Here is a 17,066-nt window from a genome sequence, read left to right as displayed (position 1 = left end):
TGCCATGAAAAATAAAAAGCCCATGGTTGTGCTCGTTGTTATTGCGTTGCTGGTCAGCTGTTTTGGCGGCTGGATGTGGTATCAAAGCGAGCAGGAAAAGCCATTAACGCTCTACGGGAATGTGGATATTCGCACAGTGAACATGAGCTTTCGCGTCGGTGGTCGCCTCGCTACGTTGCAGGTCGATGAAGGCGATTCAATCAAGGCTGGGGAAACGCTCGGGGAACTGGACAAAGGCCCGTATCAAAACGCCTTGCAACAGGCGGAAGCAAACGTTGCAGCGACACAAGCGAAATTTGATTTGATTATTGCCGGCTACCGTGACGAAGAAATTGCCCAGGTGGCCGCGCAGGTGAATCAGGCGCAGGCTGCCTATGACTATGCCCAGAATTTTTACCAGCGCCAACAAGGGCTGTGGGCCAGACGCATGATTGCTGCAAATGAGCTGGAAAATTCCCGTTCATCAAGCGATCAGGCAAAAGCTACGCTGAAAGCCGCGCGCGATAAGCTCAGTCAGTACCACAACGGTAACCGCCCACAAGAGATTGCCCAGGCACAGGCCAGTCTGCAACAGGCTAAAGCACAGCTCTCCCAGGCGCAGCTGGATTTACAGGACACCACGCTTACCGCCCCATCCGCCGGCACATTGCTTACTCGCGCTGTTGAACCAGGGAGCATGCTCAGCGCGGGTAGCACGGTATTAACGCTTTCCCTTACACGCCCGGTGTGGGTACGTGCTTATGTGAATGAAGTGAGTCTTTACAATGTACAGCCGGGTACGGAAGTGCAGATTTATACCGACGGGCGTCCCGAAAAGCCCTATCACGGCAAAATTGGCTTTGTTTCTCCTACCGCGGAGTTCACCCCTAAAACGGTTGAGACGCCCGATCTGCGCACCGATTTGGTCTATCGCCTGCGCATTATCGTGACCGATGCCGACGATTCGCTGCGTCAGGGTATGCCGGTCACCGTAAGTTTCAACAATGGTGCCCAGCATGACCCGCTATGACAGCGGCATCATCCGCTTGCAGGGGCTGATGAAAAACTTCCCTGAACTGGGTAAACCCGCGGTAGCAAGCCTTGAATGTGAAATCCACCCGGGGGAAGTCACCGGGTTGGTGGGGCCTGACGGCGCAGGGAAAACCACGCTAATGCGTATGCTGGCAGGCTTGATGAAACCTAGCGGGGGAAGTGCACAGGTCATAGGCCTCGACCCAATCAAAGATGGCAGTGCCCTACACGCCGTAGTAGGGTACATGCCGCAAAAATTCGGGCTGTATGAAGATCTGACGGTAATGGAAAATCTCACTCTGTACGCAGACCTGCGTGGAGTGACGGCCGAGGAACGTAAAAAAACATTTGCGCGGCTGCTAGAATTTACTTCCCTCGGTCCCTTTACCTCGCGCCTCGCCGGCAAACTTTCCGGCGGTATGAAGCAGAAGCTAGGCCTCGCCTGTACACTGGTCGGCCAACCTAAGGTTCTGCTGCTTGATGAGCCCGGCGTCGGCGTAGACCCCATTTCGCGACGCGAGCTGTGGCAGATGGTGCACGAACTGGCAGGTGAAGGGATGCTGATCCTATGGAGTACTTCGTACCTCGACGAAGCTGAACAGTGCCGCGAGGTGCTACTGCTGAACGAAGGCGAGCTGCTGTATCACGGAGCACCAAAAGAGCTGACGCAGAAAATGGCCGGGCGTTCGCTGCTGGTGAGTCATGGGGGAGAAAACAACCGCAAGCTGCTTCAGCGGGCGCTGAAATTGCCGCAGGTGAGCGACGGTGTGATCCAGGGGCGTTCCGTACGTCTGATACTGGCAAAAGACGCCACTATAGAAGAGCTGGCACAAGCATTGGATCTGTCTCTGGAGCAAATAACGCGTACCGTCCCGCGTTTTGAAGATGCGTTTATCGAACTGCTGGGAGGCACCGGCACGAAGGAATCACCGCTAGGAAAAATACTGCATACGGTGGAAGGCAGTTCCAAAGAAACGGTGATTGAAGCCAAACAGCTCACAAAGAAATTTGGTGATTTCACAGCGACTGACCAGGTCAATTTTACCGTACAGCGCGGCGAGATCTTCGGGCTGCTTGGGCCGAACGGCGCGGGTAAATCCACGACGTTTAAAATGATGTGCGGGCTGCTAGTGCCTACCTCTGGCAAGGCGCTGGTGTTGGATATGGATCTGAAAACCAGCTCCGGTAAGGCCCGTCAGCATCTGGGATATATGGCACAGAAGTTTTCGTTGTACGGCAACCTGACGGTTGCACAAAATCTGCGTTTCTTCTCAGGTGTGTACGGGCTGCACGGCAAGGCGCAGGACGACAAAATTTCCCGTATGAGTGAAGCGTTTAACCTCCAGCCGATATTTAACAGCCCGACAGATTCCCTGCCACTCGGCTTCAAGCAGCGCCTGGCGTTGGCCTGCTCACTGATGCATGAGCCGGATATTCTGTTCCTTGATGAACCCACGTCTGGCGTTGACCCGATTACACGGCGCGAATTCTGGTTGCACATCAACGACATGGTTGAAAAAGGTGTAACCGTGATGGTCACCACACACTTTATGGACGAGGCGGAATATTGCGACCGTATCGGGCTGGTATATCGTGGCAAGCTTATCGCCAGCGGCACGCCGGACGATCTCAAACAGCAGGCGGCAGACGACGAGCAGGTCGACCCAACCATGGAACAGGCATTTATCACGCTGATAAACAAGTGGGATAAGGAGCACACGCATGAGTGAGCATAAAATAGTCTCATGGAGGCGAGTACGCGCCCTCTGCGTGAAGGAAACGCGCCAGATTGCGCGTGACCCGAGCAGTTGGTTGATTGCTGTGGTGATCCCCCTGCTGCTGCTTTTTATTTTCGGCTTTGGCATCAACCTGGATTCAAGCCGCCTGCACGTGGGGATTCTGCTGGAACAGCAAAGCGAAGAAGCGCTGAGTTTCGCTCATACCATCAGCGCTTCGCCCTACATTCAGCCGACCATCAGCGATAACCGCCAAGAACTGATTCAGCTCATGCAGGCGGGAAAAATCCGCGGCATAGTGGTTATCCCTACAGACTTTGCGCAGAACATGGCGCGCGCCGGGGCTACAGCGCCGGTTCAGGTGATTACCGACGGCAGCGAACCGAACACCGCAAACTTTGTGCAGGGCTATGTCGAAGGGATCTGGCAGGTATGGCAACAGCAGCGCGCGAAGAGCCGGGGTGAAAGCGTCGAGCCACTGATTGACGTGCAACTGCGTTACTGGTTTAACCCTGCTGCTATCAGTCAGCATTTCATTATTCCGGGGGCGATAACCATCATTATGACGGTTATCGGTGCCATTCTGACATCGCTGGTCGTGGCGCGTGAGTGGGAACGAGGCACTATGGAAGCCCTGCTTTCAACGCAGATAACGCGTACCGAGTTGTTGCTGTGCAAGTTGCTCCCCTACTATGTGCTCGGCATGCTGGCAATGCTACTGTGTATGGTGGTTTCGGTATTTATTCTCGGCGTACCCTATCGCGGTTCGCTGCTACTGTTATTTTTGATTACCAGTCTGTTTTTGCTCAGTACGCTTGGTATGGGTCTGCTGATTTCGACTATCACTCGCAACCAGTTTAACGCCGCTCAAGTGGCGCTGAACGCTGCATTTTTACCTTCCATCATGCTCTCGGGCTTTATCTTCCAGATCGACAGCATGCCAGCGATTATCCGCGCAGTGACTTATATCATACCGGCGCGCTACTTCGTGAATACCCTGCAAACCCTGTTTCTCGCGGGAAATATCTCCACGGTGCTGATAGTTAACGTACTGTGTCTCATTGTCTCGGCGGTGATGTTTATCGGCCTGACGGCGTTGAAGACCAAACGTCGTCTGGATTAAGGGAAAGTTATGTATCATCGACTCTGGACATTAATTCGCAAAGAACTGCAATCCCTGCTGCGCGAGCCGCAAACCCGTACCATTTTGATTTTGCCGGTGGTGTTGCAGGTGATTCTGTTCCCGTTTGCCGCCACGCTTGAGGTCACTAACGCCACCATCGCGATTTACAACCAAGACAATGGCAGCCATTCCGTGGAACTGACGCAACGTTTTGCACACGCCAAAGCTTTTAGCCATCTGCTGCTGTTAAAAAGCCCGCAGGAAATCCAGCCAACCCTCGATAAACAAAAAGCGCTGCTGCTGATCCACTTCCCTGCGGATTTCTCGCGAAATTTGGCAAGCAATCAGCCAGCTAAACTGCAAATTATTCTTGACGGTCGTAACTCGAACAGTGCGCAGATTGCCGCCAATTACCTGCAGCAAATCGTGAAAAACTACCAACTAGAACTCATGACTGGTCAACCGAAGTCGAATAACAGTGAGCTGGTAATACGCAATTGGTATAACCCAAACCTGAACTACAAATGGTTTGTGGTGCCGTCGCTTATCGCCATGATAACGACCATCGGCGTAATGATTGTGACTTCACTGTCCGTTGCTCGTGAACGTGAACAAGGCACGCTCGACCAGCTCCTGGTGTCGCCGCTTGCCACCTGGCAGATATTTGTTGGTAAAGCCGTACCCGCGCAGATTGTCGCCATTGCGCAGGCCACTATTGTGCTCGGTGTGGGAATATGGGGCTATCAAATCCCCTTCTCTGGTTCGGTCTTACTGTTCTACTTCACCATGTTGATTTACGGGCTTTCGCTGGTGGGATTCGGGCTGCTGATTTCTGCACTTAGTTCGACGCAGCAGCAGGCATTTATTGGCGTATTTGTCTTTATGATGCCGGCGATTCTGCTTTCCGGCTATGTCTCACCGGTAGAGAACATGCCCGTGTGGTTGCAAAATCTGACGTGGATAAATCCTATCCGGCACTTCACGGACATCACAAAACAAATTTACCTGAAAGATGCGAGTCTGGACATTGTATGGGGAAGCCTGTGGCCGCTACTGGTGATTGCAGCGATAACAGGCTCAGCGGCGTACTGGATGTTTCGCCGCAAAGTGGCCTGATCTGTCAATCAAATTCTTCGCCAGGGGTTGTCACGCACATTAATGGCTTTACGCAGATGAGCTACATCCTTCAGCATGGCAGCCACACGTTGAAATTGCTGTCATAGACCACCCTTGTTAAAAAATAGTGTTATTTTTGACCAGAAAGCTCCGTTGTACGACGCACCGCAGCCAGAACGCTGCTTTGCAGACCAGCGGCGAAATTAATTTTATTCAACTCATATAAACCATTAATGCCAACCCCTGCCGGAGAGTTATTAATATCCATCAACTGGCGCGGATGGCGCCCGGATAACTTAAGCATTTCAACCGCGCCCACCAGGTTTTCCCACACCACTTGCGTTGACTGAGTCCGGGTTAATCCGGCAAGGACACCGGCGTCCGCCAGCGCTTCGACAAAATAATAGACATAGTTGACACCAGCGACAGCAAAACCGGTGAAGACGTCAATCAACCGTTCTTCCAGCACCATCACCTTGCCGAAACTTTCCAGAAACGGCATTACGGACGCGCTGTTAACATAAGCATTAAACGCCACGCCGCTGTAGCCCAGCCCGGTATCCGTCAGCGTATTCGGGATGATACGCGTAATCGGGCGTGACTCGCCCAGCATCAAAGACAACTGGGTCAGCGTTACGCCAGCAATAATAGAAATGACCGACGTCTGTGGCGCGGCATACTGCTTAATCAGTTGTGCGACATCAGCAATATTATCCTGCGGACGTACCCCAATCACGATGTGATCCGCTGCGGCCAGCGCGTTTGGCAAATCTTGTGTATTGCTCAACTCATAGCGCGCTTTCAGCGTTTCAATTCGCTCTGGATCAATATCCGATAAGCTGACCTCGTCCGGGTTTAATGCGCCGCGTTTTAAGGCGGCGCGCAGAATCGCTTCGGTCATTTGACCAGCACCAATAAAGTGGATATGGCTCATAGTTAATCCTCAGAAGTAACAGAAACAGGACCCAATGACCTCTCCACCAGCGATACCCAAAGACCGATGCCAGGTGCGATAAGTTGGTCATTAAAATCATAATGCGGGTTATGTAATGCCGCGCCCGGCGTTGGGCCATCGGCCCCCAGCCACAAATAAGCGCCCGGACAGGCTTCCAGAAAATAGGCGAAATCTTCTGCCGCCATTGAGGGTGATAACTGTGTGTGGACCTGCGTGATCCCCTGGACGTGGCGTGCGGCATCCGCCAGAATTTTTGCCTGTTGCGCATGGTTGACGGTTACCGGGTAACCGTATTCCCAGCGAATGCTGCCACTGACGCCAAATGGCCGGACGAGCTGTTCGACATACTCCGCCATCAGAATCTGGCAGCGCGCTCTGGCCGTCTGGCTCAGGCAACGCAGCGTGCCGGACAATTGCATTGTCTGCGGGACGACATTTATTGCTTCCCCGGCCTGGAGTTGCGTCACGCTGATCACGGCGCTGTCCAGCGGAGAGAGTCGGCGCGTCATGATCGTTTGCAACGCGGTAATCAGGTGTGCACCGGCCAGCACCGGATCGGCCCCTTTTTCCGGCATCGCCGCATGGCATCCCACGCCAGTCAGCGTGATAAAAAAATTGTCCTGAGAAGCCATCATTGGGCCTGTGCTAACGGCCACTTGCCCCACCGGCAGCCCCGGCCAGTTGTGCAGCGCATAAACCGCAGAAACGGGAAAGCGCGTAAAGATCCCTTCTTCCACCATTAAACGCCCGCCGCCGGCATTCTCTTCCGCAGGCTGAAAAATAAAGTACACCGTCCCGTTGAACGCTCTGGTCTGGCTGAGATAGCGCGCCGCCCCCAGTAAAATGGCGGTATGCCCGTCATGTCCACAGGCGTGCATCATGCCTGGCGAGGAAGAGCACCATGCAACAGCGTTGTTTTCCTGGATGGGTAATGCATCAATATCAGCGCGAAGGGCTATTGACGGCCCCTCGCCATTGCGAAGAACACCCATCACGCCAGTGCCCGCAATGCCGGTATGCACTTCAAGATCATATTGGCGCAGCAGGCTGCTGATTTTCGCGGAAGTATGAAATTCTTGTAAGCCAATCTCCGGGCGCGTGTGGATCTCACGTCGCCAGATAATCGCCTGTTGAATAATCTCTTCGGGAATGGAGCGCATATATCCTCTACATTTTCCCGGCACAATGCCGCAGCATGACGCTGTGAATGAATTACCGGAACGCGTAATGCCCTCTGGTAGCTGATTAAATTATCGGTTTGGACCTAATGAAAAGAGTGGCTCAGGGCTTCCCAAAATAAATCCTGGCAAGCCCTTCTTTTGTGACTTCAACCGCGTGCTCGGCACTCAATGAAATATGTTGCTCAATCAGCACCACGCCTTTTTCGATATCCCGCTGGCGTAATGCTGCGATAATTTCGACATGCTCGTCATAGGCATTGTTCCTGCGCACGGGCGTTTCGAGATCGATACGCCGGAAAAAGCGGCTCAGCGAATTCAGGCTATCGAGCATTTCATAGAGCCGACTATTATGGGAAATACGGGCTATTTCCATGTGGAAACGCTCATCAATTTCCGCAATCTTCGCCCAATCCTGTTCAGTTTGCGCCGGGCGATGCTGGCTCACTTCTTCCCAGATAGCCGTGGTCGTAGCGATCTCTTCATCTGTTGCCCGCAGGCAGGCGAAACGAAAGGTCGATTGCTCTATAACCATTCGCACCTCATAAAGTTCGCGGACACCTTCCGGCGTCAGGTCACGGGAGTAAAAACCCCGGTTGGGTACAAAATTCATAAAGCCGTCTTTTGCCAGACGGTTCAGCGCTTCCCGCACCGGCGTACGCGAGACCCCCAGTTGTGCCGCAAGCTCAACTTCATTCACCCGTTCGCCGGGACGAAAGTAGTAATCAATCGCCATGCCTTTCACTTTCTCGTAGACCTTTTCCACACTGTCAGCGCTACGGGATTTCTTTTTTATGATAACCACATTAACCCCTTAATTTACCGCATGCTCAGCACGAAAATAAAAATGCGGCAAAGATTATTTCACGTAATGTTTTTATAGATAGCACAGCAAAAAAAACAACTCAACACAAAAGTGAATACACTTTTCTTTAATTAAAAAATTACTCATTTATAAGCATTTTTCATCTTATTTATTCTTATGGATTTTCCCCGCACCATTTTACGGCAGTATTGCACTAAAATGATTCAAAGTGTATTCACTTATGCACACAGATATTTTTATTGGCCATGATAAAAATGAAAACGAAAGTTTTTTAGATATTTTCGATTCCATTGTATTTATTCATGAATTTGCATTCGTTTAACCTGAAATAAGCACTTGATACCGGGAACGTCCTGTTATCTGGCATCGTCTTTGCTTAATACACAAGTGTATGCACTTATATATTCACTTTAGTGCGCTCTTTTTCGGCATTACCAGGCAGGCTTGTGCACATTTGCGCAGGCGACAAAACACCGGCCTCAGAAGCCGGCAACAGCAAACCGGAGAACCAACATGAAAAATCGTTTCGGGCAAGGCATGATGCTGTCAACACTGGCAGGTATGACGTTGTTTGGTCTGGCGCGCACGGCGCAGGCCGATGTGAACATGGGTGCAATTTTGCCCTTAACCGGCACCAGCGCCAGCATTGGTGAAGATCAGCGTCGTGGTATTGAACTGGCGGTTGAACAGGTTAATGCCCACGGCGGCGTTAATGGTCAGCCATTACATGTGATCGTGGAAGATTCCGCCGAAAGCCCGGTTACAGGCCTGAATGCCGTACGTAAGTTAACTCAGGTTAACCATGTCCCTTTAGTGATGGGCAGTTTTTCCTCTGGTGTCACCATTCCGGTTGGGCAATATCTGGTGAAGAACAATCTGCTGCACATCAATATTTCCGGTACCAGCACCGATATCCGCAAAATCGGCGCTACCTCCTGGAGCGTGATTGGCCTGGATTCTCTTTCCGCAAGCTTCTCGGCAGAAGATGTGCGCCAGCTCGGTTACAGCAAAGTGGCCTTTATCGCCCCGGATGGTGCTTACGGTCAGGGTATGGCGAAGCAGTTCACCAACGCGTTTGAAAAAGCCGGGGGCAAAGTGGTCGCCAAAGTGCTCTATGCCAGCGGTCAGCCTTCTTATCGCCGCGAGCTGGAACAAATTTCTCGCGCTCATCCGCAAGCCTACGTTTACACCAGCTACGGCCAGGATGCCATTGTGCTGAACCGTGAGGCCTGGGAGCTGGGTCTGAATAAAACGCCCTGGTATGGCATGTATTTAACCATGGCCGTTGAAGGTTCCCCGGCGCAGTACACCAACGGGCAGGTTGGTATGGAAGTCGCAGGTATTGACCAGAAAACGTCGGGTGGTCACGGCGTAAATTATGCTGAGCTGTACCAGAAAAAATTCCATGAGAAACCTCGCTCTGTGTACGGTAGCTATGCCTGGGATAGCGTAATGCTGGCGGCGGCAGCTATCGACAAAGCGCACAGTGCCGATCCGGCAGCCATGATCGCGGCAATGAAAACCGTTGCGCCTGGCTTTACCGGCATTACCGGTACATTAAATCTGGATGCCGATAACCAGCGTATGTCTCAGCCCTACCTGAAAGTGAAAGCGTTTAATGGCGTACCGGTTCCCCGGTAACGAGCCGCTTTATCTTGCCAGTTCACGCTACATCATCGGGGAAAAACCATGCTGCAGTTTTTGATTGATACATTGATTCGCACTGCGGATTTGTCGCTGGTCGCGCTGGGATTAAGCCTGGTTTACGGGCTGGTACGGTTCGCCAACATCGCTCATATGCAATATGCCATGGTCGGTTCATTTATCACCGCCGCCGGGCTTCGTCTTGGCATGCCGTTGGCTCTGGCAATCGTGTTTTCTGCATTGGTCTGCGGCATGCTGTCCATGATTTTGCATCACTGGGTTTATCAGCCACTGCTGAAAAGCGGTACCGCTAACGCCATGATCGGATCGCTTGCGGTATCGATGGTGCTGATCGCACTGGTTCTCGGGGTTGAGGGGTCGGCCCCGGTGAATTATTCCCTGCCTGTGGGTGCGCTCTTGCAGGTTGGGGACACCCGAATCTCCTCTGACGAACTCTGGGGTCTTGGCGTCACGATTTCGCTGGTGGTGGTGTTCAGCCTGTTGCTGTTTCGTACGCCGCAAGGTCGCGCTATCCGTGCGCTGGCAAGTAACCGGGATCTGGCAGCAGCCTCCGGGTTAAATGCCAGCGCAATTATCCACACCGTCAACCTGTTGGCTGGAATGCTGGCCGCTGTGGGAGGCAGTATGCTGGCGATGAATGCCAGCGCATGGGTCAACCAGGGCAATGATCTGATGTTGCCGGTGCTCGCTGCCGCCATTCTCGGCGGGCTGGGAAATCCAATGGGCGCCATTTTTGGTGCACTTCTTATCGCTGCAACCGAAACCCTCGTGACCAACATCGACTGGAGCTGGCTGTTCGGCGGCGACTTATTGTTTATCCCGGTGACCTGGGTGAACGCCTCATCGTTTGTCATTCTGCTGCTGGCGCTGTTACTGCGTCCTTATGGCCTGTTTAACCGGGAGGTCCGCCGTGTCTGAGTTTTTACTGCATATCCTTTGCCTTGCCGGGATCTATGCCATTATCGCGCTTGCCCTGAATTTACAGGCAGGTTACGCCGGTTTGCTGAATTTCGGTCACATTGTGTTTGTCGGAACCGGCGCTTATGCCGTCGGTCTGGGAAACAATTTTGGGTTGCCGCTGTGGGTGGTGATCCCGGCCGGGTTACTGTGTGCCATTGTTATCAGCGCGCTGATGGCGTTGCTGGGGCGTCAGCTAACGGCGGACTACTGGGGCATTGCCACGTTGGCGCTGGCTGAAATCATCCGCATTGCCGTCGTCAATGAAGACGCACTGACGGGCGGCGCGCAGGGGATTGGCGGCCTGTCTTCGCCCTGGTCGACCGGTGATACCGTCACCGATACGCGTATCTTCGCGATCATTATTCTGTTCAGCGTCATCGTCGCCACGCTCGCCAGCCTGCGTATCGGCGCCAGCCGGTTTGGGCGGGCGCTGCGCCTGATGCGCGAGCAACCTCAGTTAGCGATCTGCATGGGCTATGCGCTGCCGTGGCTGAAATGCCGGGCGTTGATGAGCAGTGCTGTGATGTGCTGTCTGGCCGGTATGTTACTGGCCTGGTACACCGATTATGTCAGCCCGGATTACCTGCTTTCGTCGGAAACCTTTCTTATCTGGAGCATGGTGATGATCGGTGGTATTGGCAATGTGCGCGGCGTGTTGCTGGGCGTGTTGCTGGTGGAAGGGCTGTATAACTTTATCCCCTTTGCAAAAGACTATTTCCACATCAGTTCAGACCTGACTGGCGCTCTACGCCTGGGGTTGGTGGGTCTGGCTTTATTACTGTGTCTGCTCACACGACCAGGTGGTCTGTTACCGGAAAAATTAAGGACTTTCTCATGAGCCGTTTGCTTGAAGTGGCTGATATCAGCAAATCCTTTGGCGGCAACCAGGTACTGACATCCGTATCATTTACGCTGGAAAAGGGGGAGATTCTTGGCCTGCTGGGGCCGAATGGTTCCGGTAAAAGTACGCTGCTCAACACCATTTCCGGGTTTAACCGGCCGGATGGCGGCAGCATTACATTCGATGGACAGTCCATTACTCGTCAGCCCAGCCACCGGATCATCCAGGCTGGCATTGCACGCACCTTCCAGCTCCCCGTCATGCCGGAAAAGATGAGCGTTATGGAAGTCGTGATGACTGCAGGTACTCGTCAGCACGGGTTATTCAACGGTCTGCTGGGGCTGGCTTCCGGGCGTAAAGCCGAGCAGGAAGACAGGACCCGCGCCAGCGAATTACTGGATACCTTGCTGTTAACCAAAGTTAAAGATCTGCCTGCTGCGGCGCTTTCCGGCGGACAGAAAAAATTACTGGGTATTGCCTGCGCGCTGATGGGTAAACCGACGCTGCTGATGCTGGATGAGCCTATGGCCGGTGTGCACCCGAAATTACGCCAGGAGCTGGTGGAAACGTTGGTCAACCTGAGCCGTCAGGGTATTTCACTTTTGGTTATTGAACACGATATGCATTTTATAAACACCCTGTGCCAGCGCTGCATCGTGCTGGATCGCGGACAGATTGTCGCCAGTTGCCGCCCGGATGAACTGGCGCAGAACCAGCAAGTACTGGATGCCTATTTAGGGCAAAGCACCGCAACATTGCAGGAGGCCGTATGATTACCCTCGAAAACGTGGTCGCCGGTTATACCCCGGGGATTGATATTCTGCACGGTATTTCATTGCATGTTGAACAGGCGGAAATCGTGACGCTGCTGGGGCCAAATGGCTGCGGCAAATCCACCTTGCTGAAATCGATTGCCGGATTTGTCTCCCCGCGCGAAGGACGGGTTGAAATCGATGGATGCGAAACGGCAAAAATTCCGGTGCACCGGAAAATCCGTGAATGCTCACTCGGGTTTGTCCCACAACTGGACAACGTCTTCAACAATCTGACCGTGGCAGAAAATCTACAAACCGGGGGACAATTTTTACCGCCAGGCCAACGTAAGCAGCGAATGGCGCAACTGGCGGAAAATTACCCGGTGTTACATAAAAAATGGCAATCACCCGCGTCAGCGCTTTCCGGCGGCGAGCGACAAATCCTCGCGCTGGCAAGGGCTCTGATGCCTGAACCCGCAGTACTGCTGCTCGATGAACCTTCGGCCGGGCTGTCACCGAAAATGCTTACGGAAGTTTTTAGCGCCATACAAACCATTCGCCGCCAGGAAAAAGTGACCATTTTAATGGTCGAGCAGAATGCTATGGAGGCACTGCACATTTCCGACCGGGTCTATGTTCTGGCGCTGGGGAAAGTGGCGATGGAGGGCAGCGCGCAGGACCTGCTACACGACCCCCGTATGCGCGAACTCTATTTTGGCGGTCGTGCCGCCTGACAGGATCAGTAAAAAGAACAGAAGGAAGACACCATGCCGATTACCCCGGTTATCGATCACGCGGTGATTAATGTCGATGAAGAACTGGATCAGGCGCAAGGCCTGTTCCAGCGGATGGGATTTCAGCTCAGTACACGGGGGCACCATTCGATGGGCTCCAGTAACCATCTGGCCGTCTTTGCAGATAACTATCTGGAACTTTTAGGTTATGAGCCTGCCAGTCAGACAGACTCGCGAGGATTGTGGAACGTTGCGCCAGGCCTTGCCGGACTGGTCTGGAAAACCCGGGATGCGCATGCGGTATGGCAGCACCTCCGGCAATGTCAACTCGATGGCGAACCGCCGACCCGCTTCTCACGCCCGGTGATATTGCCGGACGGCAGCCAGACTGAGGCCCGGTTCTGCATCTCGCGGATCCGCGCCAGCGCCCTGGCATACGGCTTCAGTTTTTTCTGCGAACATCAAACGCCGCAGGCCGTTTGGCAGCCCGCCTGGCAGGTACATCCTAATGGCGTGCAAGCGCTGTCTGCCTTCGTTATTGCCTCGCCTCAACCTGAACAGACGCTGGCGCTGTATCACCAGTTGTTCAGTGTGGAGGCCCGCGCGGAGGCCAACGGTGGTTATGTGCTTGATTCAGGGACCTGCTGCCTGCGTATTATCACTCATCAACAAGCACGTCTGGAATTCGCGCTTCCGCCTGTCGCTGCGCAGGCACCGGCGAAAATGGTGGCGCTCTGTTTCCAGGTAGCATCACTGGAGCAGCTCAGGCGCTGTCTTAGCCAGGGGGATATTCAGTGGCGCGAGCAAGATGATCAACTGTTGGTGACGCAGCAGCATGCTCAGTGGCTGGCGATGCGCTTTAAGGATAAATAGCGGTGAAGCTCCGCCAGTTACTGTTGGTAAATCTCACTTAATTTCCATTTGTTCATCCCTGAAGTGGAAGTTAACGCCCACAGCAGCACCAAGATTATTACTGTCAGGAGCTTCGAATTTTAAGTCATTGACATCCTGTTCTATAAAGTATTAAAAAAGTCGGCTGATATTTAATTTTATAAATTATAAAGAGCTATACATGATTAAATATATTGTGTCATTTTCAATTATGATTGTCGTTCTCATTATTTTTTTGCTTAGCCGATTATATGATTTCGATCTTTCAGGGTACGGGCAACAACGTTCTATATCTTTTAAGCATAATAACGATGTTCTGATGGGGACGTTGATTATGCCTCCAGGTAAGGTTTCTCCTCCGTTTGTGCTTTTAGTTCATGGAGACGGACCTCAGGACCGCTGGTCAGAAGGTGGATATATTCCATTGGTTAAATTCCTTGTCTCACAGGGAATTGCCGTTTTTTCATGGGATAAACCTGGTGTGGATAAAAGTACAGGTAACTGGCTGGCACAGACAATGTCAGATCGCGCAGAGGAGGCGGTTTTGGCGTTAAAAAAACTGAGAGAACAGCCGGAACTGAAAAAAAGTCGCGGAGGTTATCTTGGGTTCTCGCAGGCAGGTTGGGTTGTACCGCAGGCGAGCCAACTGACAACAACTGAGTTTGTTGTGCTGATAGGTGCGGCGATAAACTGGCGTAATCAGGGCATATACTATACAGGACAAAGGCTTAAAGTCGAAGGTCGCTCCCTGAATGATATTCAGGATGCTAAAAAACATGAAGCCGTGGCTTTTGACCGCCAGTTTACAGAAGAAGCAGCTGTTCTCCCCTGCCACTCCCAATGTACGCGCCAGGACTTCGAACGCAGGAATTCCCTGGCTGATGCGACGAAAGATATTTCCGGTACACATACTCCGGTATTAATTCTGATGGGCCAGGATGACCGGAATGTAGACGCTGATGAAACAGCCGCGGTCTGGGCCAAAGCACTACCAGCGGGCACTCCCCGCTGTATCAGGCAGTTGCCGGGGGCAACTCACGGACTTTTACGAAGCGAATGGTTTGATTATCAGCTTGCTTCTCAGTGGCCTTTGTGGAAACAGGGACTTTTTCTGCTGTCAGGGAGATACTCATATTCGCCCGGGGCGCTCAGGACTGTCTCATCATGGATCCTGAATCAGAACTGTGTGGACTGAACTGCATTCTTATTACGTGCCGAAAGCCAGTTCTTCATCGAAGAGCAGGGAACCGAGGTGACTTACCGTCAGAGTGCTACGGTTTCGCTGAACTGAGTTTAAGTCAGGCAACAAAACTATATTGGATACCACACAAACTAAATTAACAGACAGTTCAAGCACTTTCAGGAATAGCTTCACAAGTTTCTTGATCCTTAGCTGCATTCAGCAATACTGTATATAAACACAGTATATCGGGATCAACATCATGCAGCTCATTCGACCAACTGAGGCTTCTCAACCAGTCATGCTTCCTCTCTTCTCTGAGAAAGTGCCCTGTGGCTTTCCGAGCCCAGCGCAGGACTATGTTGAGGACAGACTGGATCTCAACAAATTGCTGATAAGACATCCGAGTGCCACTTACTTCATAAAAGTTAGCGGGGAGTCTATGCATGGCGCCGGCATCAGTGATGGGGATCTTTTAGTGGTGGATCGCTCGCTTTCAGCCGTACATGGCGATATTGTTATTGCTGCTGTTTCAGGTGAATTCACCGTGAAAGAACTTCGTACTCATCCTTATCTACAGCTAGTACCTCACAACGATGATTATTCTTCGATTTCATTTCAAAATGCAGAAGAATTAGAAATATTCGGAGTGGTCATTTTTAGTATTAAGGCGCATAAATAATTATGTTTGCTCTCATCGACGTAAATAGTTTTTATACTTCTTGCGAAACTGTTTTTCGGCCAGACTTGCAGGGGAAGCCTGTTGTCGTCGTTTCCAATAACGATGGCTGTATTATTTCTCGCTCAGCCGAGGCAAAATCCCTTGGTATTAAAATGGGTGAGCCATTTTTTAAAATAAAAAACAATACATATAGCTCCAGGGTTTATGTATTCAGTTCTAATTATGCACTTTATGCCGATCTAAGTGAGCGAGTTATGCAGACGCTAACTGAAATGTCTCCTTCGATCGAAGTTTACTCAATAGACGAAGCCTTCGTTAATTTATCTGGGGTAATAAATTGCATGCCCCTAAATTGCTTCGGTCATGAAATGAAAAATAGAGTATTTAAAAATACAGGATTAACTGTGGGGGTTGGTATTGCACAAACAAAGACATTAGCAAAGTTAGCTAACCATGCAGCCAAGAAATGGCGTGGCACTGGTGGCATTGTCGACTTATCGAATATTGAACGTCGGCGCAGGCTACTGGCAATTATCTCTGTTGAGGATGTCTGGGGTATTGGTCGGAGAATTAGTAAGAAACTTAATTCAATGGGTATTAATACAGCACTTGACCTGGCTGAAAGCTCATTATGGGTAATAAGAAAACACTTCAATGTTGTTCTCGAAAGGACTGTTCGTGAACTTCGAGGTGAACAATGTCTTGAACCGGAAGAGTTTGCACCAGAAAAACAACAGATCATCTGCAGTAGATCTTTTGGCAACCGCATAACTCAGTATTCGGATATGCATCAAGCCATTTGTGACTATGCTGAGCGAGCATCAGAAAAACTACGTAGTGAGCGCCAGTTCTGCCGTTTCGTTAGTGTTTTCCTTCATACCAGCCCACACGCACATAATGAAACATACTATGGAAATCAAGCATCCATGAAGCTACTGACCCCTTCTAATGATACTCGTGACATTATAAATTCGGCCACGAACTCCCTGAAGAGAATATGGGTTGATGGCCATCAATATATGAAGGCTGGCGTTATGTTGGCTGATTTTTTCAGTAATGGAGTAGCGCAGCTAAATTTATTTGACGATAATGCTCCACGAAAAAACAGTGCAGCGTTAATGGAGGCTATCGATAAATTAAATAACTCCGGGAAAGGAAAGATCTGGTTTGCAGGACAGGGTATTGAAAAAAACTGGGCGATGAAACGGGAGATGCTTTCTCCCGCTTACACAACCCGATATTCAGACTTACCAGTGGCGAGGTGAAATTATTCATGCAAGCCACGAGGAAAGGAAACAGCCTCTGATGAATGCCACTCACGTTCGCCACGCTCACGAAAATCAGCGCTAGCGTCTTCGATGACTTGCTGACTTAAGGTCGGTGAAAACAGTCCGGCTATCACCCGGACTGTTT

General features: G+C 51.5%; 16 protein-coding genes. 13 read left to right on the top strand and 3 right to left on the bottom strand.

Annotated elements, in window-relative coordinates; genetic code table 11:
- Positions 1–4: 4 nt before the first annotated feature.
- Genes hlyD through LC431_RS07105 form a run of 4 tightly spaced genes read left to right on the top strand, consistent with a single transcriptional unit; the run spans position 5 to position 4,986 of the window.
- The gene (gene hlyD / locus LC431_RS07120; RefSeq protein ID WP_013578162.1) at positions 5–1,009 is read left to right on the top strand and encodes a secretion protein HlyD; all 1,005 of its coding nucleotides are present in this window, start codon (positions 5–7) and stop codon (positions 1,007–1,009) included.
- Positions 996–2,741 carry an ATP-binding cassette domain-containing protein gene (locus LC431_RS07115; protein ID WP_121019902.1) on the top strand — a complete coding sequence of 582 codons (1,746 nt, stop codon included), beginning with the start codon at positions 996–998 and terminating at the stop codon, positions 2,739–2,741. The genes hlyD and LC431_RS07115 overlap by 14 nt, the downstream gene beginning before the upstream one ends.
- Positions 2,734–3,870: an ABC transporter permease gene (locus LC431_RS07110; protein WP_121019901.1), complete on the top strand. Its 1,137-nt coding sequence runs from the start codon at positions 2,734–2,736 to the stop codon at positions 3,868–3,870. The genes LC431_RS07115 and LC431_RS07110 overlap by 8 nt, the downstream gene beginning before the upstream one ends.
- Before the next feature lie 9 nt (positions 3,871–3,879).
- Positions 3,880–4,986: an ABC transporter permease gene (locus LC431_RS07105; RefSeq protein ID WP_013578159.1), complete on the top strand. Its 1,107-nt coding sequence runs from the start codon at positions 3,880–3,882 to the stop codon at positions 4,984–4,986.
- A gap of 130 nt (positions 4,987–5,116) precedes the next feature.
- On the opposite strand, the gene LC431_RS07100 is transcribed toward LC431_RS07105, so the two are convergent.
- The 3 genes from LC431_RS07100 to LC431_RS07090 all read right to left on the bottom strand — a co-directional run bounded on the left by LC431_RS07100 (position 5,117) and on the right by LC431_RS07090 (position 7,924).
- Complete coding sequence (locus tag LC431_RS07100; RefSeq protein ID WP_014416682.1) at positions 5,117–5,920, bottom strand: pyrroline-5-carboxylate reductase; 804 nt, start codon at positions 5,918–5,920, stop codon at positions 5,117–5,119.
- A 2-nt stretch (positions 5,921–5,922) separates the two neighbouring features.
- A complete protein-coding gene (locus LC431_RS07095) occupies positions 5,923–7,101 on the bottom strand; it encodes a M20 aminoacylase family protein (protein WP_223509550.1) in 1,179 nt (392 codons plus the stop codon).
- Between the two features lie 121 nt (positions 7,102–7,222).
- Positions 7,223–7,924, bottom strand: coding sequence for a GntR family transcriptional regulator (locus LC431_RS07090; RefSeq protein WP_112197338.1), 702 nt, complete (start codon positions 7,922–7,924; stop codon positions 7,223–7,225).
- A gap of 534 nt (positions 7,925–8,458) precedes the next feature.
- Here LC431_RS07090 and LC431_RS07085 point away from each other — a divergent pair.
- The 9 genes from LC431_RS07085 (at position 8,459) to umuC (ending at position 16,918) form a co-directional block, all read left to right on the top strand.
- Positions 8,459–9,586: an ABC transporter substrate-binding protein gene (locus LC431_RS07085; protein WP_223509549.1), complete on the top strand. Its 1,128-nt coding sequence runs from the start codon at positions 8,459–8,461 to the stop codon at positions 9,584–9,586.
- Positions 9,587–9,634: 48 nt separating this feature from the next.
- Complete coding sequence (locus LC431_RS07080) at positions 9,635–10,528, top strand: branched-chain amino acid ABC transporter permease (RefSeq protein ID WP_013578154.1); 894 nt, start codon at positions 9,635–9,637, stop codon at positions 10,526–10,528.
- Entirely contained in the window at positions 10,521–11,408 is an 888-nt protein-coding gene (locus LC431_RS07075) for a branched-chain amino acid ABC transporter permease (protein ID WP_037032835.1), read from the top strand. The genes LC431_RS07080 and LC431_RS07075 overlap by 8 nt, the downstream gene beginning before the upstream one ends.
- Complete coding sequence (locus LC431_RS07070; protein ID WP_014416680.1) at positions 11,405–12,184, top strand: ABC transporter ATP-binding protein; 780 nt, start codon at positions 11,405–11,407, stop codon at positions 12,182–12,184. Before LC431_RS07075 ends, LC431_RS07070 begins: the two co-directional genes overlap by 4 nt.
- On the top strand, positions 12,181–12,900 hold the full coding sequence (locus LC431_RS07065) for an ABC transporter ATP-binding protein (RefSeq protein WP_013578151.1): 720 nt from the start codon (positions 12,181–12,183) through the stop codon (positions 12,898–12,900). The genes LC431_RS07070 and LC431_RS07065 overlap by 4 nt, the downstream gene beginning before the upstream one ends.
- A gap of 33 nt (positions 12,901–12,933) precedes the next feature.
- Entirely contained in the window at positions 12,934–13,773 is an 840-nt protein-coding gene (locus tag LC431_RS07060; protein WP_131637483.1) for a VOC family protein, read from the top strand.
- 199 nt (positions 13,774–13,972) lie between these two features.
- Positions 13,973–14,986 carry a S9 family peptidase gene (locus tag LC431_RS07055; protein ID WP_013578149.1) on the top strand — a complete coding sequence of 338 codons (1,014 nt, stop codon included), beginning with the start codon at positions 13,973–13,975 and terminating at the stop codon, positions 14,984–14,986.
- 247 nt (positions 14,987–15,233) lie between these two features.
- The gene (gene umuD, locus LC431_RS07050) at positions 15,234–15,653 is read left to right on the top strand and encodes a translesion error-prone DNA polymerase V autoproteolytic subunit (protein WP_013578148.1); all 420 of its coding nucleotides are present in this window, start codon (positions 15,234–15,236) and stop codon (positions 15,651–15,653) included.
- Between the two features lie 2 nt (positions 15,654–15,655).
- A complete protein-coding gene (gene umuC / locus LC431_RS07045; RefSeq protein ID WP_223509548.1) occupies positions 15,656–16,918 on the top strand; it encodes a translesion error-prone DNA polymerase V subunit UmuC in 1,263 nt (420 codons plus the stop codon).
- Positions 16,919–17,066 lie beyond the last annotated feature (148 nt).

The organism is Rahnella sp. GSA61A (genome assembly GCF_019969905.1).
Lineage (GTDB): Bacteria > Pseudomonadota > Gammaproteobacteria > Enterobacterales > Enterobacteriaceae > Rahnella > Rahnella aceris.
Note: the sequence above shows the minus strand (reverse complement) of the source record. Positions and strands in the feature narration are given on the sequence as shown.

Bases quoted from the DNA above. Each gene is read 5' to 3' on its own strand.
- hlyD (WP_013578162.1), top strand. From the start codon at position 5: ATGAAAAATAAAAAGCCCATGGTTGTGCTCGTTGTTATTGCGTTGCTG.
- LC431_RS07115 (WP_121019902.1), top strand. From the start codon at position 996: ATGACCCGCTATGACAGCGGCATCATCCGCTTGCAGGGGCTGATGAAA.
- LC431_RS07110 (WP_121019901.1), top strand. From the start codon at position 2,734: ATGAGTGAGCATAAAATAGTCTCATGGAGGCGAGTACGCGCCCTCTGC.
- LC431_RS07105 (WP_013578159.1), top strand. From the start codon at position 3,880: ATGTATCATCGACTCTGGACATTAATTCGCAAAGAACTGCAATCCCTG.
- LC431_RS07100 (WP_014416682.1), bottom strand. From the start codon at position 5,920: ATGAGCCATATCCACTTTATTGGTGCTGGTCAAATGACCGAAGCGATT.
- LC431_RS07095 (WP_223509550.1), bottom strand. From the start codon at position 7,101: ATGCGCTCCATTCCCGAAGAGATTATTCAACAGGCGATTATCTGGCGA.
- LC431_RS07085 (WP_223509549.1), top strand. From the start codon at position 8,459: ATGAAAAATCGTTTCGGGCAAGGCATGATGCTGTCAACACTGGCAGGT.
- LC431_RS07080 (WP_013578154.1), top strand. From the start codon at position 9,635: ATGCTGCAGTTTTTGATTGATACATTGATTCGCACTGCGGATTTGTCG.
- LC431_RS07070 (WP_014416680.1), top strand. From the start codon at position 11,405: ATGAGCCGTTTGCTTGAAGTGGCTGATATCAGCAAATCCTTTGGCGGC.
- LC431_RS07065 (WP_013578151.1), top strand. From the start codon at position 12,181: ATGATTACCCTCGAAAACGTGGTCGCCGGTTATACCCCGGGGATTGAT.
- LC431_RS07060 (WP_131637483.1), top strand. From the start codon at position 12,934: ATGCCGATTACCCCGGTTATCGATCACGCGGTGATTAATGTCGATGAA.
- LC431_RS07055 (WP_013578149.1), top strand. From the start codon at position 13,973: ATGATTAAATATATTGTGTCATTTTCAATTATGATTGTCGTTCTCATT.
- umuD (WP_013578148.1), top strand. From the start codon at position 15,234: ATGCAGCTCATTCGACCAACTGAGGCTTCTCAACCAGTCATGCTTCCT.
- umuC (WP_223509548.1), top strand. From the start codon at position 15,656: ATGTTTGCTCTCATCGACGTAAATAGTTTTTATACTTCTTGCGAAACT.